Raw genomic sequence first — 23,272 nt, 5'->3', positions numbered from 1 at the left:
TTTACGGGTTTTTAAAATCGATGGAATTTACGATCCTGTTCTCGATATCCTTGGCATAACGGTCGTCTTGTCTGTGGACAATGATGACCTGTTGAAATGCTCCTTTTTCGTTAAAATTCAATATGATATATTCTCCTTTTACGGTTTTTTCACTGCCGGGCAGGGTCATGTCCATGCTGCCGTGAACTTTGATTCCCTTTTTCCCGGAAGGTGTGGTGAATTCGTCTTGCTTAACAATGATATTTTTTGCACCCTGCTGTTCCATGGTGCTGACAGACCCCTGTATGGCATCTTCCATGTTAAATTCCACTCCTTCACGGAAGGTCGTTGCACTTGCCGAAACATGAAAATCACCTATAAGTCCGCCATAGGCGAAGGTCTGGTTGGTGCTTATGGTCTGTTTTAAGGCATCGGGCAGTTCTACTTCGGTCCGTCGCAATACTTTCGGGGTTTCCAGTACAATAGCGGGGTAACCGTATTCGCTGGTCACCCATTCGCCGTTGAGCAGTTCGCGGGTCGGGTGCCCGAAAACCGTATCTTTTACCTGGGTGAAACCGTAATAGGCCACTGCGCCCCCGGCTGCTACCAATAACAGGCAGGCTGCGGCAATCGCCAGGGTGACTTTTCTTTTTTTGCGGCGTTTCCGTTCCAGTTCGGCAATGTATTCCTCGCGCTGCAGCAATTCTTCTTCGGTAGGCTCGGGAATGGCTTCTTTGGTACTTACAACCACATTTTCTATGACCTTACGGTCTGCTTCGGCGGCGTTGGTATCGGGTCTGGACCTCGCGAATTTTACCAGGTCCGCTTTCTGTAATACGCTTTTGAAGTTATTAATGGTATTCTTTTCCAGGTTAAGCCTTCCGCCCTGTTGCATCATTTCCAGTTTGGTCACCAGTTCTTCCGTAGTGCTTTCCATAGCCGAAATATGGACTTCTTCTTCCAGGTAGGCCCTTACGATATTGGTGAGTTCGGAATAGTATTCTTTGTACTGGGACTGTATCAGGTAACGGGATTCTTCCAGTTTTTTCAGCCCGAGCAGGGCCCTGTCGAAAGGAGGGAGCAGGGCTTCCTTTTCTTCCCGGGTGAGCGGTTTTTTACGAATAAAAAACCAGTATATAAGTCCCCCTGCAATGGCCAGGATAATAAGGCCCCAGATCATATACCTGACCCAACCCGAATAATTCCCGGAGACCGCGGTGAGGGGCTTTATATCGTACATTTTCTGCGTCGTGGTGTCTACGGCAATATCATTGACGGTGATCTTCAGGGAATCCGTATAGAATTCCTTGTTGTTGACAATAATTTTTTGCCTGGGGAGGGTATAGTGCCCGGAGTCGAACTGGGTGAGGGCGTATTTCCGTATGAGATTTACCCTGTCTTTATTGCGAAAAGTGTCTATATCGGCAGCTTTTACCATTTCCAGCGGACTAAAAGTCTGTCCTTCGGGAAATACGACAAGTGCGGTGCTGTCTGCGTCCACCGAGATTTCAAAATGCAGTTGTTCACCGATCCGCATTTGGGTGGAGTCGATTTTGGAAGTGACCCTGGGGGTGTCCTGGGCAACGGAACGTATCGGTGCAAAGAGGAACATTGCGGCAAAGAGTGCCCCTGCTCCCTTACGAAGGGGGAAAAGTCTTTTTTTTATAGTGAAAAGATCTTTGATCATGAAACGTTCTTAATTTTTTGCCTTATGATGACATTGTTTTTTATGCTCTTCTTTTGAAATATCCCAATAGTTTTTTTACATAACTTTCGTCTACCCTGTTGTTCAGTATTCCGGCACCGTTCTTGGTAAAGGAATTCTGAAAATAATCTACCCGTTCTTTGTGATAGGCCCCATAGCTGTTCCGTACTTTTTTAGAGCCGGTATCTACGGCGATAAGTTGTCCGGTTTCTTCGTCTTCTGCCATGATAAGTCCCAGGTTCGGGAGGCTCTCTTCATGTCTGTCATAAACCCGTATTCCGGTTATGTCGTGTTTTTTGCCTACGATCTTCAGGGTGTGGTTGTAATCTTCGGCCATAAAATCCGAAAGGACAAAAACGATGGCTTTTTTCTTCATTATGTTCGACAGGAATTTCAGGGCTTCGGCAATATCGGTTTTCTTGCTTTCGGATTCGAATTCCAGTAGTTCGCGTATAATGCGGAGTACATGCGATTTTCCTTTTTTCGGGGGGATGTACAACTCTATTTTGTCAGAAAAAAGAATAAGCCCTATTTTATCGTTGTTCTGCAGGGCGGAAAAAGCCAGGGTGGCAGCGATTTCCGTGATAATTTCGTTTTTGAACTGTGCGGTGGTGCCGAAAAACTGGCTGCCGCTCACATCGGCGACCAGCATCATAGTGAGTTCACGCTCTTCTTCGAATACCTTTATATAAGGTTCGTTGTACCTGGCAGTGACATTCCAGTCTATATTACGCACATCATCGCCAAACTGGTACTGACGCACTTCACTGAATGTCATACCCCTGCCTTTGAAGGTGGAATGGTATTCGCCTCCAAAAATATGATCGGACAACCGGCGTGTCTTGATCTCTATTTTCCTGACTTTCTTAAGTAGTTCTTTGGTATCCATACTGGCCCTTCCTGTTCCCTCCTGCGGAGGGTTTTCCATGATCTAACTTAGGCGTTAGAGGTATTTGTCTGTTTCATCATTCCCTTTTTTAGAAAAACAGTTATCTTATGCATTGTGTGATTGATGTTTTCTAGGGGACTTCTACTTCATTTACGATTTTATTGATGATATCCACGGAAGTGATGTTTTCGGCTTCGGCCTCGTAGGTAATACCTATTCTGTGGCGAAGGACATCGTGGACTACGGCCCTGACATCTTCGGGAATGACGTAGCCCCGGCGCTTTATGAAGGCATAGCACTTGGCTGCGCTGGCCAGGTTGATACTTCCCCGTGGGGAGGCCCCGAAATTGATCAGGGGTTTTATGTCGGATAATTTGTATTTTTCCGGGTATCGTGTCGCAAAAATGATATCGAGAATGTATGTTTCGATTTTCTCGTCCATGTATACTTCCCTGACAGCTTTTTGGGCGTTGAGTATCTGCTCCAGCGAAACAACCTGGTTTACCTGTTCGAAGGAACCTTTGAGGTTGGCCCTGATAATAAGTTGCTCTTCGTCCAGTTTCGGGTAGTCTATGACGGTTTTCAGCATAAAACGGTCTACCTGTGCTTCGGGAAGCGGGTAAGTACCTTCCTGATCTACCGGGTTTTGAGTGGCCATAACCAGGAACGGTTTGTCCAGGATGAAAGTTTCATCTCCTATGGTCACCTGTTTCTCCTGCATGGCTTCCAGAAGTGCAGACTGCACTTTGGCCGGAGCCCTGTTTATTTCATCCGCCAGGACAAAATTGGCGAAGATAGGTCCCTTTTTGATAGAAAAATCATTTTCTTTGATGTTGTAGATCATGGTTCCGACGACATCGGCCGGAAGCAGGTCCGGGGTGAACTGTATCCTGCTGAAGCTACCGTGTACAGCCTTGGCAAGCGTATTGATAGCCAGGGTCTTTGCCAGCCCCGGAACACCCTCCAGGAGAATGTGTCCCTGTGCCAGAAGGCCTATCAGCAGTCGTTCTACCATGTGTTTCTGTCCCACAATGACCTTGTTCATTTCCAGGGTCAACAGGTCGACAAAAGCACTCTCTTTCTGTATTTTTTCATTGATAAGACCAATATCTGAAGTTCTGTTATCTTCCATCTATTAAATTTTTTCCGCCGTGAATATACTAAACCTTGGTATTACGATGCAAATTGAAAAATTAATTTAGAACCGGACAGTTAATTTATAGTTAAAAAATAAAAGAGTCTCTCGTTAATAACGTACTCTTTGTAAAAATTTATGATAAATTAACGACCGCCAATAATTTCCGGGAAATTTTAGAGAAGAATTTAAGGAAATAAGTAAATAAATCGGAATAAGAAATCCGGAAAGGTGTCCTGCACGAACAATTGCAGGTCCCTCCCGGATGGTTTGTTTATTTATTACATGTCGAGATCTACGGTGCCGATATCCGATATTTCTCCTTTGGTGACGGTTATATTTTCAACGTTTACCGCAGATAGACCTGATTCGGAATCCGGTGATAGGGTTACCGTATAAGTGCCTTCCGGTACGCCATAAAGTGAAAATGTACCATCGGTATCGGTATAAGCGGAGATTATTTCTCCTTCACCGGTTTCTACCGAAGCCAATACCTGAAAATCTGCAGGAGATACCGTACCTGTAATCATTCCGGATGAAACTTCCGTGCTTACACGTATTACGGGTTTAAGGATGAACTGACCGGAATTTCCGGCGTTTACTACAGATTGATCTACGTCAAAATCAAGTATAAAATTATAGGTAAAACCCGCTTCGAGCGTTTCATGTATGTTTAGTTTTAAACCCGACTGTTGGGCGCTGGGAGTTGTGAGCGGGGTTTCGACAGCATCGACAACAATGCTGTTTTCATCTCCTAAAACCAGGCGCATTTGCGCTAACTTTCCCGCTGGAATAGCATTCTCAACAAGTAGGGTATTGATCCCTCCGGTAAGCTCCAGAAGATTATAAATCTTTGCTTCTACCGGGCCTATGCTTTCCCAATGCGCTTCTCCGTCACTGTTTTCCCGGTTAACCTGCACATCCTGTACATCGATATAAACAGCTTCATAATCACCGGGAGCATCTGTCAGTTTAACCGATACCCTGGCTGTTTGTTCGTTATTGTCATCGTCATCGCTGCACGAAGTAATTAAAAACATGCCGGAAAACATGACAATTGCCAAAAACTTTAAATGCTTCATAATATTTGGTGTTTGTTAGTTAATAAGTGATTCTGCATTTGAGAATCTTTTTCTGAAACGGTTTAATTTTTAATATATTGTTCACGGATGCCTACAGAATAAAGTGTTACTTTTATACACGGGAATGTGATATGAGCCGGAAATTGTAAAATAGTCCGGAGATGATTATGGCAGTGTCGGGGCCTGTGCCCGGTATTTTTTGACGGCCCTAAGAATTGGTTTTTTATGAAAGACAAAAAAATAGAATTTTCCAGGATTATTGCAGGTACGATGACCTGGGGAAGTTGGGGGAAAAAGCTATCGGGGAAAGAAATGGAAGAACGTATGTACCATTGCCTGGAAAATGGTATAACTACTTTTGATCATGCGGATATTTACGGCGGATATACGACAGAAGAAGAATTCGGGAAAGCATATGCGAAAAGCAGTATTGTAAGGGAAGATATTCAGTTGATTTCCAAGTGTGGTATTCAGTACGTATGTGAAAACCGGGACAATAAAATAAAGCACTATAACTATACCGCCAACTATATTGTAGAGTCCGTTGAGCAATCACTGCGCAATCTCCGTACGGATTACCTGGACCTGTTGTTGCTGCACCGTCCGAGTCCGTTGATGGACGCCGGTGAAATAGCTGAGGCAGTGGAAAAACTACATTTTTCCGGTAAAATTATCGATTTCGGAGTGTCCAATTTCACTCCTTCGCAAATGGAACTTATCGGGTCCGTCGTGGAGGTGAGCGCCAACCAGATAGAATTTTCCATTACCGGGTTCGATGCGATGCATAACGGCACCCTGGACTATATGATGGTTAAAAGGATGCTTCCCATGGCCTGGAGTCCTTTAGGAAAAACATTTCGTGAAAATACACCGCAGACGGACCGGATACAGCAACTTTTAATGGATCTTGTGGTAAAATATCACATTTCGGCAGATCAGCTTTTGTTGGCCTGGATACTGAAACATCCGGCCGGTATACATCCGGTAATAGGTACAACGTCCCCGGAACGGATAACGAATGCGGTAAAGGCCCCGGGTATAGAGATGGAAACGGAGGACTGGTTTTCGTTACTGGTAGCCAGTCAGGGACATAAAGTTCCGTAAGAGATCATAAAAATTGAATAAAAACTATAATGTTCGGAATACGATGAGTGAGGAAAAACACAATGAGGAAGAAAAACAACAACTTACCGCCCTTATAACCGGGGCAACCAGCGGTATCGGAAGGGCTACGGCAAGGGCTTTTGCACATGAAGGAATACGTCTGGTGCTTTGCGGCCGGCGACAGGACCGCCTGGAAAACCTGGAAATAGAATTGTCCGGTCTTACCGAGGTGCATACCCTGCAATTTGACGTAAGCCTGAGGGAAGAGGTCTTCGGGGCCATAGAAAGTCTTCCCGCGTCATTTTCGGAAATTGACATACTTATAAATAATGCGGGTAATGCTCATGGGCTAAGCCCTATACAATCCGGCGATATGGATGACTGGGACGCTATGATAGACGGCAATGTAAAGGGGCTTTTATATGTGTCCAGGGCGGTAATGCCGCAAATGGTTAAGCGGCAAAAGGGACATATAATCAATATCGGGTCTGTTGCCGCCAAAGAAGTGTATCCCAATGGCAATGTATACTGTGCCAGTAAACACGCCGTAGATGCCATAACACAGGGCATGCGGATTGACATGAATGCAAGCGGAATAAGGGTCGGGGCCATACATCCGGGACTTGTGGAAACGGAATTCAGCAAAGTGAGGTTCAAAGGAGATACGGAGAGAGCAAATACGGTGTACCAGGGATTTAAGGCCCTCCGGGCGGAAGATATAGCCGATATTATCCGGTTTGTGGTGACCAGGCCTTACCACGTAAATATTGCGGATCTGTTGGTATTCCCTACAGCACAGGCCAGTAGTAAACTGGTGCATAAAACAAATATGTGAAAAAGAAAAAAAGCCGGGATAAATTTCATAGCAAGGATGGGGAACACGTGTTTGGTATGAATGTCCCCGGCAGCGTTACAGGACAACCATGATTAACAAACGCCTTTTAGTAAAAAACCTTTTGGCACATAACGATGAAAACAGCTTTTATGATAAAAAGCGTTTCATTAATATTGGCGAAAGAGAAGGAAAGGCTAAATTTCTGAAACACGTCTGTGCGCTGGCAAACTCCAATCCTAATAACAACTCCTTTATTGTGGTAGGCGTGGAGGACGAAGATAATATTATAGTGGGGACCGACTTTTTCGACGACAGTAAAATACAGAATCTCGTTAATGCTTACCTCGATAACCCGCCTCTTATTTCCTATGAAAATATTCCGTTTCCGCACCTGCCGGAAGGTAAGGTTGTGGGATTGGTGACCATACGTTCCAACGGAAAGCTGTGCTCATTGCGCAGGAATATCTGGAAATACTATGGGGGTTCCGTTTTTTTCAGGGACGGGAGTATGAGCATGCCCAAGGTGTTTGATATAAAAATAAAAGACACCAATTCCAAAGCGGTTGCCGGGATAGAACAGCACGCCCGCAATAATATTGAATTAACCCTGAACGGGGTCATTGATTTTATAAACAATAAGCACCGCGACCTGGAGTCGCATTACAAGGTGTTCAAGGAGCAATTTGTGGTCTGCTGGGCAGGAATAACCAAAAAGGTAAATGAGTCCGGGAAAAACGGGGAGGAGAAGGTTTATTATTCCCGGGTGGATATAGAGCTTATTAACGAACAGGTCCGGTTGTTTTACTCCGCACTGGATGAAGTGGAGATAAAAACGGATGAGAATACCTTTTCCACGACCGAATACATACACCTGGGGCTCCACCAGCAGCGGAAATACTATCCGCTGGAGACCGTTACCATTACATTTAACGATAACGGTTCTTATAAAATGGATAGTACGCTTATTTTTGAACCTCCTCAATACGATAAAAAACTGCTGCACCACGTGTATAATACCAATAACGTATTGCTGGAGAAAATAAAGAAAGGTGTGTCTCTTGGTGCTGCTGAAAAAAAAGATATGGAAAACCTGCCGGCGACCTACCTGATATGTGCGCTGAACGGATTTGAGGATGCCAGGGAGAAACTGGAAAAATACCGTGGGATCGTAAAAGAATACGACCGCGGTGTATACCAATCTCTTAAGGAGTCGCTCAGGGTATTGCGAAAAGTGAAGTATAGTTAAACACCTCCTTTCCGGCTTAGGATGCCGGCTTTTGGGAGGTGTGTTGATAGTGCAGAATATATTAAAATGAGTAAGACATTTGTTATTGGAGATATCCACGGGGCCGTGCGGGCACTGGAACAGGTACTCGAAAGAGCGGAAATCGGGAAGGATGATATCCTGGTTTTTCTGGGGGATTACGTAGACGGATGGAGTGAATCCCCGCAGGTTATAGATTTTCTCCTGGAGTTGAAGGAGGCCCGTAAATGCCTGTTTATACAAGGGAATCACGACGATTTTTGTTATAAATGGCTCCGTCAGGGAGAGCAAAATGAACAGTGGTTGTATCACGGCGGACAGGCTACCAAAGATGCGTATCGGGGTATAGGAGAAGCTACCAGGAAACGCCATATGGATTTTTTGGGCGGGCTGCATAATTACCACCTGGATGCGGAAAACAGGCTGTTCCTTCATGCCGGTTTTACAAATCTTCGCGGAGTGGAGCACGAATATTTTCCGGAAATGTTTTACTGGGACAGGACCCTGTGGGAAATGGCATTGTCTCTCGATACTTCCCTGGATAAGGAAGAATACAGGTATCCGGCACGGCTATCGCATTACAACGAGATTTTTATAGGGCATACACCGGTAACGCGAATAGGGGAAGTGACCCCTGTAAATGCGGCGAATATATGGAACATAGATACGGGAGCCGCCTTTAAAGGACCGCTTACCGTCATGGATGTGGGTACTAAGGTGTTCTGGCAAAGCGATCCGGTATGGGAATTGTATCCGGGAGAGAACGGGAGAAATTAGAATTTCCGCTCTTTGAACTGCCGGTTCAGTAATTTGAAATCTATTTTGCCGCCGGTCATCTTCAGGTGGTCGATGATGATGACGGAACGATGTATTTTTCGCTGTCCGTCTTTTACGGTATGGACAATATGGAGAAGGGTCCGCTTCTTCCCGGGAGTCAGCGCTTCGAAAAGATGTTCTCCTTCGGGATCGGAATCCAGGACTGCCCGGAATTCATCGTCCATTGGCATACCGTAGGTGGAAGTGTCCGGTTCCAGTGCTAGATGTATTTCTTCATTCGGATGGAGCCCGAGCTGCTTTAATTCTTTTTTATTGACCAGTATAAAGTATGAACCGTCCCCTCCGGGCATCAGTGCGCAATGTTTCTTTACTTTGCCGTTCATTGTACACAATACTCTTTTATCCGGTGTCTTTGCTATTAATTTCCGGGCTATGGCATCCGGTACCGGGGCGATCAGTGTCCACAACGGAGAATCGGGCTTTACCAGGGTGGTGGAAAAGGTTTCCATAGGCAAAGATTTATATGTTTGGGGACTGTTCCTTTCAAAGTTATAAAAACAGTGCTTTTAGTTCGGTAGCGTCATCGGGTTTCATTTTGCCGGCCAGGACCAGGCTGAGTTGTTTACGGCGTAAAGCGGCATCAAAGCGCGATTTTTCCAGGTCGGTTTCCGGTTCTAACGGAGGAACGGGAACAGGTTTTCCTGTTTCGTCTACTGCTACAAAAGTATATATGGCTTCGTTGGCTTTTGTCCTGGAGCCACTTTCACGGTCCTCTACCCAGACGTCTATAAACACTTCCATAGAACTTTTAAAAGACCTGGATACCGCAGCGTCTACGGTGACCACACTACCCAGGGGGACTGCCCTGTTAAAGGCCACGTGGTTTACTGACGCGGTGACCACGATCCTTCTGGAATGTCTTCGGGCGGCAATACTGGCGGCCCTGTCCATTCTTGCCAGTAATTCCCCTCCGAAGAGATTATTCAGAGGATTTGTTTCACTGGGTAGGACGAGATCGGTCATTATAGTTCTGGATTCTCCGGGAGTTTTTGCTTGCATTATAGTGTAAGTGTATGAATTTTTGCAAATGTACAAAATTATATTATCGGCGATGACGGCACGGGGCTCTTACAGCAGGACAAACGCATCGTAATTGAGTAATTTCGTTAAAGGGTAAAAGCTCAAGGTTTGTTGCCGGTTTTCCGGTTGTGGACGAGTTCGGAGTTGGTTAGTTAGGGAGTTGAAACGGAAACCTTCCCTGTAAAACTCCGGGACGCCGGGAGGCCCAAGCTTAGCTCCAGTCATTAGTCACGATAAATTACCGATTCTCCCGGTCTTCCATTACGCGTCATCTGCCTTCTTACAGGGCAGGAGAAAAGAGGAGTTTGAGATATCCTTTTATCATATCCGGCGGCCTGCCGTATGAAATTTCCGGAGGATGAGTATCGAATAGGGGATGGTAAAATTTCCTGATGTCAGCAACAAGCTGTCCATACTTCTTTTCGAGGGGTCCGGCGATGTGCCCATATATGTTTACGGGCTAATTTTCCGAGATAAGGAGCCATGCTTCCGGAGCTTCCGCCTTGACCTTGTTCAGGAAGTTGATCGCTTCTCTTGCATTGGTATAACTCCCGAAGGTTACCTGGTGCAAGCCGTATTTTGTAGGGTCGAGGCGTTCGGGGGTATATCCCTTGGCTGACAGTTCTTCCATTTTCTTTGCCGCGTTTTCCTCTATACGGAATGCACCCGCCACCACATAATACAAAGGTTTTTTCGTTGCTTTTAGTGTAATGGAAGGCAGGCTCATGGGAGTGGTGTCGAAAAAAGTGGCCTGTTGTATGGTTTTCTGTAGTTGTTCCTGTGCTTCCTGCTCGGCCATCTGAACTTGCAACTGTGCCTTTTGTTGTTCCATTTTCAGTGACTGGTATCCTATGGTGCCGACAGAAACTGATAATAACAGAATGGCTGCATATTTGAGATACGACCTTTTTCGGGCGCGTCTCTCCGGGGTGAACAGTATGGGGGTTTTTTCCTCCAATGCCGCTACTTCCTCTTTTAGGGTTTCCCTGGTGACCTCCCGCGAACTTACGGAGCCAAGTCCGAATGAATCGATCAGGTAATTTGTTTCGGTAAAGGGCTGGAATTGTATGCTGCCTTCTTTGTTCAGCCAGAGAAGACCGATGTTTTTGAGTACTAATTTTTCTTCCCGATCCAATGATTCTCTCCAGGAAAGCGCTGCTTTCTTTACGTTTTTTGCCGTTTCATCATACGGGATATCTTCCGTTTCGGAAATGTGTTTTATCAGCAATCCGTCGTTGGAAACGAGTTGAGCGTTAAATGAAATAGTCTTTGAGGGCGGAAAAAAAGTGTGATTGTGTATCCGTGCAGACCTGAACTGGGTCAAAAATGAACCGAAGCCCGGAACGGTAACGCATGAATACCTGTATAATAGGTCGCCGATGTAGTGATCTAACTGCATAAAACAAAGGTGGCGATTTTTTCCATGTTTTGAAAGGGGTGTGATGAAAAATTTATTAACAGTTCCTGTTTATTGATGCCCGGATTGAGAGAATATTTTTATTTTTACAGGGTAAACCATCCCGTCCCCAAAAGCGTTCTCTTTTAAAAAACACCTGATAACCAACCGTGTTATGACTGCATCTGAATTGCTTTATGTCCTGGCTTTGCAATATGCCCCTAAAATCGGGGATATCACCGCCAAAAAACTTATTGCCCATTGCGGAAGTCCCCGGGCTGTCTTTGAAGAACGACCGGACCGTTTACAAAAAATACATGGTGTGGGGGGATATTTAACGGAAAACCTTCGCAGCCCGGAAAATCTCCGTGCGGCAGAAAAAGAATTGCGTTTTATAAAAGATAACGGTATTGAATGGTCTTATTTTGAAGATGAAAGTTACCCGGAAGGATTAAAGCATTGTGTGGATGGCCCGGTATTGCTTTTCCGTTCCGGTCGTATGGATCTTAAAAAGAAAAAGATCATCAGTATTGTTGGTACCAGGCGGATTACCACGTATGGAAGGCATTTCTGTGAACGTCTCATCGCAGAGCTGGCCCCCCTGGATCCGGTTGTTGTCAGCGGGTTTGCTTATGGTGTGGATATAACGGCTCAAAAGGCTGCGGTGAAGAACGGCTTGCAGACCGTTGGTTGTCTGGCGCACGGCCTGAACCAGGTATACCCCAAAGCGCATAAGCAATATGTGGAGCAGGTGGAGGCCAACGGAGGTTTTGTAACCGATTTCTGGAGTAGTAATAAACCCGAAAGAGAGAATTTCCTGAGGCGGAACCGTATCATTGCCGGTTTGTCCGAAGCAACTATTGTTATCGAATCAGCCGAAAAAGGAGGGAGCCTGGTAACGGCAGATATAGCCCATTCCTATGACCGGGAAGTTTTTGCCGTACCGGGACGGACCGGGGACAGGTATAGTACCGGGTGCAATAACCTGATCAAAAGACAGAAAGGACATATGCTCACTGCTGTAGAAGACCTGGTCTATGTGCTGGGCTGGCACCGGGAGTTAGGCGGTGACCCTGCCCGGGAAGGGCATAACGGGAAGTTACGGGTTGTGCAGACCAGCCTTTTTGCGGAATTGGATGATGCTGAAAAGAAGATCTATGATTTTCTTTGCGAGAACGGCCGGGAATTGCTCGATATTATTGCGTTACAGTGCGAGATACCCGTGTATAAAGTATCATCGACCCTTTTGAATATGGAGATGAAAGGGGCGGTAAGGCCTCTTCCGGGAAAATTATTCGAAGCGGTGGAATAAAGCAGAAAAGCAAGGGCTCGGAGTTTTTGGTGTCGGCTTGAAAAAACTATTGAAGTGACGTTCCGGTTTGTTGCCAAGTGCTTTCCCGTGGTATCGGCAGGATTTTCCTTAATTTTTGATCCCTTCCGATAAATATCGGGACAGTCGAAATGGCTGGGGTAAAACTGATTTTCCGACAGATGGTGTCAAATCTAAATTTTGCCATGTACTGAAAAACAGGATCATTATTAGAAAATACACAGCAGGTTGCAAATCCTCTTTACTTCCTGCTTCGTACTTCTGACTTCATACTTTTCTCAGTATCCTATTTTGTTTCGTACCCTTTTCAGGACCTCTCCTGCGACTTTCCGGGCTTTTTCCGCACCAAAAGCCAGCGCCTGGTCTACCTCGTCCAGGTGGTTCATGTAGTAGTGGTAGCGTTCGCGTTCCGTCGCGTATTTTTCCGTAATGAGTTCGTAAAGGGCTTGTTTGGCATGGCCGTACCCGTAACCGCCTTTGAGATAGTTTTCACGCATGACTTCTACCTGGTTCGGTGTGCCGAGTATTTTATACAGGGCAAAAACGTTGCAGGTGTCCGGGTTTTTAGGTTCTTCGAGGGGAGTACTGTCGGTTTCAACGCTCATCACCCGCTTGCGGAGCTGTTTGTCCGGGAGGAACAGGTTTATGGTATTTCCGCGCGATTTACTCATTTTACCGCCATCCGTACCCGGAATGTATTGCGTGTTTTCCTGTACTTTTCCCTCGGGAATAACAAAAGTTTCGCCCATTTTGGAGTGAAACCTGCTGGCTACATCCCTGGTGATTTCCAGGTGCTGCATCTGGTCTTTTCCCACGGGGACGATTTCGGCGTCATACAGCAAGATATCTGCGGCCATAAGCATGGGGTAACTGAACAAGCCTGCATTGACATCTTCCAGCCTGTCGGCCTTATCCTTAAAAGAGTGGGCAAGGGTGAGTCGCTGAAACGGGAAAAAACAGCTGAGGTACCAGGCGAGTTCGGCGGTTTCCGGAACGTCACTCTGGCGGTAAAAGACCGCTTTTTCTATATCCAGCCCGAAAGCCAGCCAGGTAGCGGCAACAGTATAGGTGTTTTGTCGTAATTCCTCCCCGTTTTTTATCTGCGTCAGGGAATGCATGTCCGCTATGAACAGAAAAGAATCGTTTCCGGGTTGTTCCGACATTTGTATTGCGGGGAGTATTGCCCCCAGGATATTTCCCATGTGGGGGGTGCCCGTACTTTGTATGCCTGTTAGTATTCGTGCCATAAGCTTTTGTCTCTCGTATTACACCTGTCGTTATTTTTTACGGTTCGGTGTTTCGCAGGGTTCGTTAGTTTCGCAAATTCACAGATGTTTTTCATACCTTTCCGGGCCGTTAGGCGGATCGGGTGTTTTAAAGGTATTGTGTAAACGGTTTTTGTAAATAAGCCGGATTATTGTCCTGCAAAATAAAAACAAAATAAAAACATTTGCCGCAGAATGGAGGATAAATTTTGCGGGTGAGGTCAGGTGAGGTGCCCGGGAAGTAAAAAACCGCTTTTGCTACGTTGTAAAAGCGGTAAGGTAATTCGGATTCTGATTTTTGAGGGCGGGCTATCTTTTAAACAGTCCTACAATGAAGAGGACGACGACAGCGCCGATAATCCCGGTGATAAGGTCCCCGAGTATGCCGGAGCCTATGCTGATGCCCAGAACCCCGAAAAGCCAGTTCCCTACAAAGCCTCCCAGGATACCCAGGAGAATGTTAATAAGTACGCCAAATCCGCCGCCTTTCATAATTTTGCCGGCCAGCCATCCGGCGATGGCCCCGATGATTATTGCATATAACATAACAGGAATATTTAAAAGTTTTCATCTAAATATATGAATTTTTTTTAAAAGATTAACTTTGAATTATGATGAAATTACTTAAATACCCCCTTATAATTATCTGGCGAATTTGGTTTTATGTACTTATGCTTTGTACTATTGTACTTCTGTCTCCCCTGTTTTTGGTACTTACTTCGTCAGACAGGTATTACCATCATTTCTTCTGGCTGGTACGAAATATCTGGGCTAATGTTATCCTGTACGGCATGGGGTTTTATCCTGTAATTGAAAGGGAACAGGAAGTAGAACGCGGTAAGAGCTATGTGCTAATTGCCAACCATACGAGTATGACGGATATCATGCTTATGTTAAAGGCTTCCCGGAACCCTTTTGTGTTTGTAGGAAAAAAAGAACTTACCAGAATACCTATTTTCGGATTCTTCTATAAACGGGCGTGTATTATGGTAGATCGCAACAATATAAAAAGTCGTACCGAAGTTTATGAGCGGGCTAAAAAACGCCTGGATGACGGGTTGAGTATCTGTATTTTTCCGGAAGGGGGCGTCCCGGACGAAGAGGTGTTTCTCGATGAATTCAAAGACGGGGCTTTCCGCCTGGCTATAGCATACCAGATTCCCATAGTACCCATGACCTTTGCAGATAACAAAAAGAGGTTCTCGTATACCTTTCTGAGTGGCAGCCCGGGAATTATGCGGGCCAAGGTGCATACTTTTTTGGAAACCACCGGTCTCACGGTGGCCGATCGGGTGGCATTGAAAGCCCGGGCCCGGGAAATAATCAACGCACAGTTGCACGCGTTCCGGGCGGAAGAAGAGTAGGGGTACGAAAGTTCGTTTTTCCGTTGATAACTACTTTCCAGGCCTCTTTTCCTAATGCCAAATAATGTGTAATTTTACCCTGCACATTTTTTGGGTCCGGTTAAAGATTTACGCGTATTTCATGTGGCCTCAGAGAAGGCCTTCAACCGAAATGCCACCGGACAGTAATCGTAAAAAATCCTGCCTCTGGCAGACCACACAAACCACAACCCTTATGTACCTTATTTTCGATACCGAGACTACCGGATTGCCAAAACGCTGGGATGCCCCGTTAACCGATACGGATAACTGGCCCCGTTGTATACAGATAGCCTGGCAGTTGCATGATGATATGGGGAACCTTGTAGAACACGGGGATTACCTTGTGAAGCCCGAAGGATTTAATATTCCTTTTGATGCGGAACGGGTGCATGGAATATCTACCGAACTTGCCGAAGAAGAAGGCATTGGGTTAAAGGAGACCTTGGAAAAATTTAACACAGCCCTGGCCAAGACCAAATTTATAGTCGGACAGAATGTAGGCTTTGATGTGAATATCATGGGGTGTGAGTTTTACCGGGAAGGGATGGATTCACCTCTTATTTCCCTGCCCGTACTGGACACCTGTACGGAAACCACGGCAGAATTTTGCCGTTTACCGGGAGGTCGCGGAGGAAAATTCAAGCTTCCCACGCTGACCGAACTGCACAAAAAACTCTTCGGAGTGGCATTTGCCGAAGCCCACAACGCTACGGCTGATGTGGAAGCCACTACCCGCTGTTTCTTTGAACTCATCCGGATAGGAGAAGGGTTTACGGAAGAAGAACTGGATGTGCTCCCCGGGTATTTCGAAAGATTTCGCGAAGCTAATCCGCAGGAGATACAGCTTATAGGGCTGGAACACATTAACCTGAAAGCTGCTTCCGATGCCATTCGCAAAAGGATACAGAAAGAGCAAGGTGCGGATATCTCCAGGAAGGAACTGGAAGAAAACAAGGAAGAGCTTAAAAAACTGGACTTTGTGCACCTGCATAATCACACACAATTTTCGGTATTGCAGGCCACTTCGAGCCTGCCCGACCTGATAGCCGCCGCCGCCCGTGAAAAAATGCCTGCTGTTACCATTACCGATCACGGGAATATGATGGGTGCTTTTCACTTTGTTAAAGAGATAGGAAACTATAACAAGTCGGTAAAAGCAAAGAACGCAGAGGCGGCGGAGAAGGGAGAAGAAGCTGTTGAAGTAGAGATAAAACCCATTGTGGGCTGCGAGTTTTATGTGTGTGAGAATCACCTGGACAAAAGCCGTAAGGATAATGGGTACCAGGTAGTTATGTTGGCAAAGAACAAAAAAGGCTATCACAACCTGGCGAAAATGTCTTCCGTGGCCTATACGCAGGGGTTCTATTATGTGCCCCGGATAGACAAAGAAGTTGTTAAAAAATACAAAGAAGATATTATCGTGCTTACCGGTAACCTTTACGGTGAAGTGCCCGGTAAAATACTGAATGTCGGGGAGAACCAGGCCGAAGAAGCCCTGTTGTGGTGGAAAGAGCAGTTCGGAGCGGACCTTTACATCGAATTGATGCGTCACGGGCAGGAAGATGAAGACAGGGTGAACAATGTCCTTGTGCAGTTTGCCAGGAAGCACGACGTAAAAATGATAGCTACCAACAATACCTTTTATATAGCCAAAGAAGATGCCAATGCGCACGACATTCTTCTCTGTGTAAAAGACGGGGAGAAACAGGCTACGCCTATCGGAAGAGGACGGGGATACCGCTATGGCCTGCCGAACCAGGAATATTATTTTAAGTCCGGAGAAGAGATGAAAGTCCTTTTTGCCGATCTTCCCGAAGCGATTTCCAATATCCGGGAAGTAGTGGATAAGATAGAGCCCTATGAATTGGCAAGGGACGTGTTGCTGCCGAAGTTTGATATACCGGAACAGTTCCAGGATACACAGGATACCGGAGACGGGGGGAAAAGAGGAGAAAATGCCTATCTGCGGCACCTCACCTATGAGGGAGCCAAGGGGAGATACCCGGAAATTACCGAAGAAATACGGGAACGTCTCGATTTTGAACTGAGTGTTATCGAGCGGACCGGGTACCCGGGATACTTCCTTATTGTGCAAGACTTTATCGCGGCGGCAAGAGAAATGGGAGTCTCCGTAGGGCCCGGGCGTGGCTCGGCGGCAGGCTCGGCAGTTGCATACTGTCTCGGAATTACAAACCTCGATCCCATAGCTTACGATCTCCTTTTTGAGCGTTTCCTTAACCCGGACCGGGTGTCCATGCCCGATATCGATATCGACTTTGACGATGAGGGACGAAGCAGGGTTATGGATTACGTTATAAATAAGTACGGGGCCAACCAGGTAGCCCAGATTATTACCTATGGTACTATGGCCGCCAAATCTTCTATCCGGGATACGGCCAGGGTGCTGGACCTTCCCCTGGGAGATGCCGACAGGATAGCCAAACTCATTCCCAATATGAAGCTGGCCAAAATATTCTCTTTGGATGACAGTAAGCTGAAATCCAGTCTCCGTTCGGATGAACTCTTGAAGGTGAACGAACTGAAAAACCTGGCTGAAGGAGCCGATCTCGAAGCCCAGACGATAAAACAGGCACAAATACTGGAGGGTTCCGTGCGGAATACCGGGATACATGCCTGTGGCGTTATTATTACTCCTGACGACATCACCAACTTCGTTCCGGTGTCCATAGCCAAGGATTCCGACCTGTACGTTACACAGTTCGACAACTCGGTGGTGGAAAGTGCAGGCCTGCTGAAGATGGACTTCCTCGGGCTGAAAACACTGACCCTGATCAAGGACACGGTAAAGCTTGTCAAATACAAGCACGATATAGACCTCAACCCGGATGATTTCCCGTTGGACGATCAAAAGACATACGAGCTCTTTCAGCGCGGTGAAACCGTAGGGATATTCCAGTACGAATCTCCCGGGATGCAAAAATACATGAAGGAACTGAAACCGACGGTCTTTGCCGACCTCATAGCCATGAACGCTTTGTACCGTCCGGGACCTCTGGAATACATCCCCAGTTTTATCAACCGGAAACACGGTAAAGAGGAGATCACCTATGACCTCTCTGCAATGGAAGAGTACCTCCAGGAAACCTACGGTATTACGGTTTACCAGGAGCAGGTGATGTTGCTGTCGCAAAAACTCGCCGGGTTTACCAAAGGTGAAGCGGATGTATTGCGGAAGGCGATGGGTAAAAAGATATTTGCCCTGCTGGAACAGTTAAAACCGAAATTCCTCGACGGTGGGGAAAAGAACGGTCACGACAGGACAGTCCTGGAAAAAGTGTGGAAAGACTGGGAAGCCTTTGCAAGTTACGCTTTTAATAAAAGTCACTCTACCTGCTATGCCTGGATCGGTTACCAGACAGCCTATCTGAAAGCCAATTATCCTGCGGAATATATGGCGGCTGTACTTTCCAACAACATGAATGATATCAAATCGGTTTCCTTCTTCCTGGAAGAATGTAAGCGTATGGGACTGAATGTTCTCGGGCCTGATGTAAACGAATCCTTTTACAAGTTTACCGTAAACAAAGACAATGCCATCCGTTTTGGAATGGGGGCCATTAAAGGAGTTGGCCGTGGTGCCGTAGAGACTATAGTAGAGAATAGGGAATCCGGACCGTATCGTTCCGTATTCGATCTGGCCAAGCGGCTGGACCTTCGTGCGGCCAATAAAAAAGCATTTGAGAATCTCGCTCTTGCCGGTGGTTTCGATTCTTTTGATGAAACGCACCGCGCCCAGTACTTTCACGATGAAGGCGATGGCATTGTTTTCCTGGAAAAAGTAATGCGCTATGCCGCCAAATACCAGGAAAACGAAAACTCCGCACAGGTAAGCCTTTTCGGAGAAGCCAGTGAAATACAGATTCCCGAGCCCATAGTGCCGCCGTGTGAAGAATGGGGGACTATGGAAAAACTCCGCAGGGAGAAAGAAGTTGTGGGGATTTATATATCCGGCCATCCGCTGGATGATTTCAAGACCGAAATGCAATACTTCTGCAACGGCAGTATAAGCCTGCTGAATGAGTTGGAAAACTATACCAACAGGGAACTTTCCCTGGCAGGGGTTATAACCGATGTACAGCACAGGACCTCCAAGAACGGAAAAGGATGGGCTATATTTTTTGTGGAAGATTACACAGATACCTATGAGTTCAAGATCTTTGGAGAAGAATACCTTAAATTCAGGCATTTCCTGATGGTGAATTCCTTTATTTACATAAAAGTGTTTATCCGTGAAGGCTGGGTGAACAGGGATACCGGTCAGCGTGGAGATCCCCGCCTGCAGTTCAATAATATGCAGCTATTACAGGACGTTATGGAGGCCTATGCAAGAAAACTCACTATCCACCTTAACATCGAAGACCTGGAAGATTCCAAGATCCGGGTGCTCAAGGATATTATACAAGCGCATACGGGAGATCACGCGCTGAGTTTTACAGTTTATAAAATGGATGAGAAATTAAAGTTATATATGCCCAGCCGGAAAAAAAAGATACGTATTTCAAATGAACTCCTGACGGAACTGAGTAAGAGGGACCTGGTATATAAACTGAACTAATTTCCTGCAAAGAGATAAGGATGTCAAAAGATGCGGATGTAATTATTGCGGGAGGCGGGGCTGCGGGCTTTTTTGCCGCTGCCCATATAGCGGAGGCTGTGCCGGGTACGAGGATAATAATACTGGAGAAAAGCGGTGAGGTATTGGCTAAAGTAAAAATATCCGGCGGCGGGCGATGTAATGTCACGCATGCCGAATTTGCTCCACGCGAACTGGCTACCCATTATCCCCGGGGACAAAAGGAATTGCTGGGGCCTTTTCATGCTTTCTGCAGCGGAGATACGGTAGCGTTTTTCGAAAACAGGGGGGTGACACTTAAAACAGAAGAAGACGGCCGGATGTTTCCCGAAACCGATTCGTCACAGACCATTGTCGATTGCCTGGTCCGGGAAACCACACAACGTGGAGTGCAGGTTCTTACGGGGCATGCGATCAGGAAAATACAATCCGCCGGAACTGGCTGGGAACTGGTGACGGCTAAGGGGAATTTCACCTGCCGTAAGCTTCTCGTAGCTACCGGAAGCAGCCCGAAAATGTGGGATATCATCAGACAATTGGGGCATACCATAGTGCCTCCTGTTCCTTCACTTTTTACTTTTCATATAAAAGATCCGCGTCTTTCCGGGCTTATGGGGTTGTCCGCCCGGGTCTCCGTCCGGTTGGCAGGACAAAAGAATCTTATGACCTTCGAGGGGCCTTTGCTTATCACGCATTGGGGAGTTAGTGGCCCTGCCGTTCTGAAATTATCGGCATGGGCTGCCCGGGAATTACACGATTGTGATTATAAGTTCTCTATAGAAGTAAATTGGTTGCATCAGGTTGCTTTTACGGAAGCGATGGAGATTTTAAAGGATATCAAGGAAGTTAACGGGAAAAAGAATATTTTCTCTTCCGGACCTTTTGACCTTCCGAAAAGATTGTGGGTAAAACTCGCGGAAGCATCGGGGATTTCCGAAGATATGCGATGGGCGGAAATACGGAAAGGATTGCTGGAAAACCTCGCCGGGCAACTTACCAAAAGCATTTTCCGGGTTACCGGGAAAAGTACTTTTAAGGAAGAGTTTGTTACTGCCGGTGGAGTGGATCTGAAAGAAATAGACTTTAAAACCTTCGGAAGTAAAATCCACGAAAACCTGTTTTTTGCAGGAGAAGTACTGAATATAGATGCCGTTACCGGGGGATTTAATTTTCAGAACGCATGGACCGGGGGGTATATGGCCGCTATGGCGATAACAGAAAGTCTGTCAGGAGAGAAGTAACAGAATAAGAAAAGAGACGTCCGAAAAGCACTTAATCGGTTGTCCCGGGGGGGGACGGGTAAAGGCTTTGTATGGCCGGGACCTGTATGTTTCCCCGGACAGGATGCTTGAATAGCTTTTCAGACGATCCCTTTTTCTGTAATATTGTTTATCAAACGTGGGTTACTGCTGTTGTGTCAGCAATGTCTGTAAACGTTGTTGTAGTTCCGTATCGGTTTGTAGTGCTACTGCAACTTCCTGGTAACGGTCGAGGGAAATACCTTCCTTGGTTATGGCGTCTTCCATCTGTTTTTGAAAGCCGGATTGCATTTCCTGCATTTTATTCATGATCACACCGAATTTTTCTTTCTCATCCGTACTGGCATCCGCTTCTTTCTCGGGAGATTGCGATGCTTCGTATAATTCGTTGAAACGATCGATGTCAAAACCGTTGTCTTCCACGGTTTTTACCATTTCCTGCTGGGCTTTTACATTAACTTCCTGTACTCCCTGAAAAGCGGAAGCTATTTTACCCAGTTCATCATCTGATACATCTACTTTTTTCTGCTCTGCTGTTTGTGCGAAAGCGGTAGCGCCTACCATTAAAAAACAGATCAGAGTAGATTTTAATTTGCCTGAAAATTTCATTTTTGTAGGAATTTTAATTGTTTTCTTTCGGCCTAAACTACAATAATATGTAGTGAACACCAAAATTATGCTCAATTTAACAGTAACTTAACGACAGGCCGGATTTTTTTGACTCCCGGACTTTCCGGTGTAAGAAAGTGAGGAAAGCACTATCTTTGCACAAATTTTACGGACTGATGACAGAAAAGGACTTTATGCCTTCCGGATACCGGACTACCATAGACACGGGAAGTTTTACCTGGAGATCACCGAGCAATATAGCCCTGGTGAAATACTGGGGCAAGCGGGGCGAACAGTTGCCGGCAAACCCTTCTGTTAGTTTCACACTGGACACTTGTGCCACAACGACAACTCTGCGTTTTAAGAGGTTGGAGCGGCCGGCTTCCGGTTTCGGATTTGATCTGCTTTTCGAAGGAAAAACAAGGGAAGATTTTAAGCCTAAGATAAATGATTTTTTCGGACGTATTGAAAAGTATATACCCTTTTTGAAGGACTATCACTTTACGATAGAAACATCCAATTCTTTTCCCCACAGTAGCGGAATAGCTTCTTCGGCGAGTGGAATGAGCGCCCTGGCGCTATGCCTGATGTCTATGGAGAAAGAGATGTCTGCGGATATGCCGGAGGAGAAATTTTACCGGAAGGCATCTTTCCTGGCGAGATTGGGCTCCGGTAGTGCATGCCGCAGTATAGAAGGCGGGCTGGTCGTATGGGGAAGTCATCCCGGGCTGACCGGGAGTACCGATCTTTATGGTGTTTCTTACCCGGAAGAAGTACATCCTGTATTCCGGACTTACCAGGATACCATATTACTGGTAGACCGCGGGGAAAAGCAGGTGAGCAGTACTGTGGGCCATGGCCTTATGCATGGACATCCTTTTGCGGAACGTCGTTTTGCACAGGCAGGTGAAAACCTGTCTGCATTACAGCACGTATTAAAAACCGGGGATATGGCAGGCTTTACGGAAATCGTGGAAAGTGAAGCCCTGACCCTGCATGCCATGATGATGACCGGTAAACCGTATTTTATATTGATGAGCCCCGCAACCCTGGAGGTCATCCGTAAAATATGGGGTTTTCGTAAGAAATCCGGATCTAACATTTGCTTTACCCTGGATGCAGGGGCAAACGTACATGTTTTGTACCCGGAAGAGGAAAAAAATGTGGTGATGGAATTTATTAATAATGAGTTGGTTGCATATTGTGAAAACGGGCACTATATTTGCGACCGCATTGGCGAAGGGGCCGGATTTTTATAAAAATTAGTACATAATAAAAATTGTTTTAACCCGGTTTCTAGGAAAATCAGTTTACCCGATCCCGATAATTATCGGGATGCTCCCTTTAGGCGATGCATCGAGCCCGGTCGAAATGACTGGGGTATCAATTCCGAAAGCTTTAGGGTGAGGAATTATCGAAATGAAATTTTTGTTGTGTAATAAAAAACGGTTATAAGTTATCTGACAGATAATAATATTTATTTGCGAAAAATAGTGTTAAAATGCAATAAAAATTGTTGTCGCCGTTAGATTTGTGTATCTTTATAAAGCTTAGGCCGAAATTTTAAAGAGAATGAAACCGGCA

19 protein-coding genes are annotated in these 23,272 nt (G+C 46.0%); 9 read left to right on the top strand and 10 right to left on the bottom strand.

What is annotated here, in order from left to right; all coding sequences use genetic code 11:
• Window position 1: 1 nt before the first annotated feature.
• The 4 genes from ACVBDY_RS13805 to ACVBDY_RS13790 all read right to left on the bottom strand — a co-directional run bounded on the left by ACVBDY_RS13805 (window position 2) and on the right by ACVBDY_RS13790 (window position 4,790).
• Window positions 2-1,666, bottom strand: a complete 1,665-nt coding sequence (locus tag ACVBDY_RS13805; protein WP_447176048.1) for a hypothetical protein — start codon at window positions 1,664-1,666, stop codon at window positions 2-4.
• Window positions 1,667-1,706: 40 nt separating this feature from the next.
• A complete protein-coding gene (locus ACVBDY_RS13800) occupies window positions 1,707-2,573 on the bottom strand; it encodes a DUF58 domain-containing protein (protein WP_447176089.1) in 867 nt (288 codons plus the stop codon).
• A gap of 130 nt (window positions 2,574-2,703) precedes the next feature.
• Complete coding sequence (locus tag ACVBDY_RS13795) at window positions 2,704-3,705, bottom strand: AAA family ATPase (protein WP_447176047.1); 1,002 nt, start codon at window positions 3,703-3,705, stop codon at window positions 2,704-2,706.
• Between the two features lie 284 nt (window positions 3,706-3,989).
• Window positions 3,990-4,790, bottom strand: coding sequence for a DUF4382 domain-containing protein (locus ACVBDY_RS13790; protein WP_447176046.1), 801 nt, complete (start codon window positions 4,788-4,790; stop codon window positions 3,990-3,992).
• A 225-nt stretch (window positions 4,791-5,015) separates the two neighbouring features.
• Between ACVBDY_RS13790 and ACVBDY_RS13785 the strand changes: the two genes are divergently transcribed.
• The 4 genes from ACVBDY_RS13785 (at window position 5,016) to ACVBDY_RS13770 (ending at window position 8,770) form a co-directional block, all read left to right on the top strand.
• Window positions 5,016-5,894, top strand: a complete 879-nt coding sequence (locus ACVBDY_RS13785) for an aldo/keto reductase (protein ID WP_447176045.1) — start codon at window positions 5,016-5,018, stop codon at window positions 5,892-5,894.
• A gap of 43 nt (window positions 5,895-5,937) precedes the next feature.
• Window positions 5,938-6,729 (top strand): SDR family NAD(P)-dependent oxidoreductase, encoded by a 792-nt coding sequence (locus ACVBDY_RS13780; RefSeq protein WP_447176088.1) that lies wholly within the window; start codon window positions 5,938-5,940, stop codon window positions 6,727-6,729.
• Window positions 6,730-6,817: 88 nt separating this feature from the next.
• Complete coding sequence (locus tag ACVBDY_RS13775; protein ID WP_447176044.1) at window positions 6,818-7,975, top strand: ATP-binding protein; 1,158 nt, start codon at window positions 6,818-6,820, stop codon at window positions 7,973-7,975.
• Window positions 7,976-8,041: 66 nt separating this feature from the next.
• The gene (locus tag ACVBDY_RS13770; RefSeq protein WP_447176043.1) at window positions 8,042-8,770 is read left to right on the top strand and encodes a metallophosphoesterase; all 729 of its coding nucleotides are present in this window, start codon (window positions 8,042-8,044) and stop codon (window positions 8,768-8,770) included.
• Here ACVBDY_RS13770 and ACVBDY_RS13765 read toward each other — a convergent pair.
• The 3 genes from ACVBDY_RS13765 to ACVBDY_RS13755 form a co-directional block, all read right to left on the bottom strand.
• Window positions 8,767-9,279, bottom strand: coding sequence for a YdeI/OmpD-associated family protein (locus ACVBDY_RS13765; RefSeq protein ID WP_447176042.1), 513 nt, complete (start codon window positions 9,277-9,279; stop codon window positions 8,767-8,769). The two genes, ACVBDY_RS13770 and ACVBDY_RS13765, sit on opposite strands and share 4 nt — an antisense overlap.
• A gap of 40 nt (window positions 9,280-9,319) precedes the next feature.
• Window positions 9,320-9,829: an acyl-CoA thioesterase gene (locus ACVBDY_RS13760; RefSeq protein ID WP_447176041.1), complete on the bottom strand. Its 510-nt coding sequence runs from the start codon at window positions 9,827-9,829 to the stop codon at window positions 9,320-9,322.
• Between the two features lie 481 nt (window positions 9,830-10,310).
• Window positions 10,311-11,249: an HU domain-containing protein gene (locus ACVBDY_RS13755; protein ID WP_447176040.1), complete on the bottom strand. Its 939-nt coding sequence runs from the start codon at window positions 11,247-11,249 to the stop codon at window positions 10,311-10,313.
• Between the two features lie 172 nt (window positions 11,250-11,421).
• Here ACVBDY_RS13755 and dprA point away from each other — a divergent pair, with 172 nt between their 5' ends.
• Window positions 11,422-12,558, top strand: coding sequence for a DNA-processing protein DprA (gene dprA, locus ACVBDY_RS13750; RefSeq protein ID WP_447176039.1), 1,137 nt, complete (start codon window positions 11,422-11,424; stop codon window positions 12,556-12,558).
• 296 nt (window positions 12,559-12,854) lie between these two features.
• On the opposite strand, the gene trpS is transcribed toward dprA, so the two are convergent.
• Both trpS and ACVBDY_RS13740 read right to left on the bottom strand, forming a co-directional pair.
• A complete protein-coding gene (gene trpS, locus ACVBDY_RS13745) occupies window positions 12,855-13,823 on the bottom strand; it encodes a tryptophan--tRNA ligase (RefSeq protein WP_447176038.1) in 969 nt (322 codons plus the stop codon).
• A 327-nt stretch (window positions 13,824-14,150) separates the two neighbouring features.
• A complete protein-coding gene (locus ACVBDY_RS13740) occupies window positions 14,151-14,387 on the bottom strand; it encodes a GlsB/YeaQ/YmgE family stress response membrane protein (protein WP_447176037.1) in 237 nt (78 codons plus the stop codon).
• A 65-nt stretch (window positions 14,388-14,452) separates the two neighbouring features.
• Here ACVBDY_RS13740 and ACVBDY_RS13735 point away from each other — a divergent pair, with 65 nt between their 5' ends.
• From ACVBDY_RS13735 to ACVBDY_RS13725, 3 genes are all read left to right on the top strand, one after another.
• The gene (locus ACVBDY_RS13735; protein ID WP_447176036.1) at window positions 14,453-15,205 is read left to right on the top strand and encodes a lysophospholipid acyltransferase family protein; all 753 of its coding nucleotides are present in this window, start codon (window positions 14,453-14,455) and stop codon (window positions 15,203-15,205) included.
• A 214-nt stretch (window positions 15,206-15,419) separates the two neighbouring features.
• Window positions 15,420-19,802, top strand: coding sequence for a DNA polymerase III subunit alpha (gene dnaE, locus ACVBDY_RS13730; RefSeq protein WP_447176035.1), 4,383 nt, complete (start codon window positions 15,420-15,422; stop codon window positions 19,800-19,802).
• Between the two features lie 20 nt (window positions 19,803-19,822).
• Window positions 19,823-21,061 carry a BaiN/RdsA family NAD(P)/FAD-dependent oxidoreductase gene (locus ACVBDY_RS13725; RefSeq protein ID WP_447176034.1) on the top strand — a complete coding sequence of 413 codons (1,239 nt, stop codon included), beginning with the start codon at window positions 19,823-19,825 and terminating at the stop codon, window positions 21,059-21,061.
• A 162-nt stretch (window positions 21,062-21,223) separates the two neighbouring features.
• Here ACVBDY_RS13725 and ACVBDY_RS13720 read toward each other — a convergent pair whose 3' ends face one another.
• The gene (locus ACVBDY_RS13720) at window positions 21,224-21,688 is read right to left on the bottom strand and encodes a DUF4168 domain-containing protein (protein ID WP_447176033.1); all 465 of its coding nucleotides are present in this window, start codon (window positions 21,686-21,688) and stop codon (window positions 21,224-21,226) included.
• 176 nt (window positions 21,689-21,864) lie between these two features.
• Between ACVBDY_RS13720 and ACVBDY_RS13715 the strand changes: the two genes are divergently transcribed.
• The gene (locus ACVBDY_RS13715; protein WP_447176032.1) at window positions 21,865-22,947 is read left to right on the top strand and encodes a diphosphomevalonate decarboxylase; all 1,083 of its coding nucleotides are present in this window, start codon (window positions 21,865-21,867) and stop codon (window positions 22,945-22,947) included.
• The last annotated feature ends 325 nt before the right edge of the window (window positions 22,948-23,272 follow it).

The sequence above is a fragment of the Sinomicrobium halophytocola genome (genome assembly GCF_052983395.1).
The sequence above is the reverse complement of the archived record's forward strand: the minus strand, read 5'-3'. Positions and strand labels throughout refer to the sequence as shown.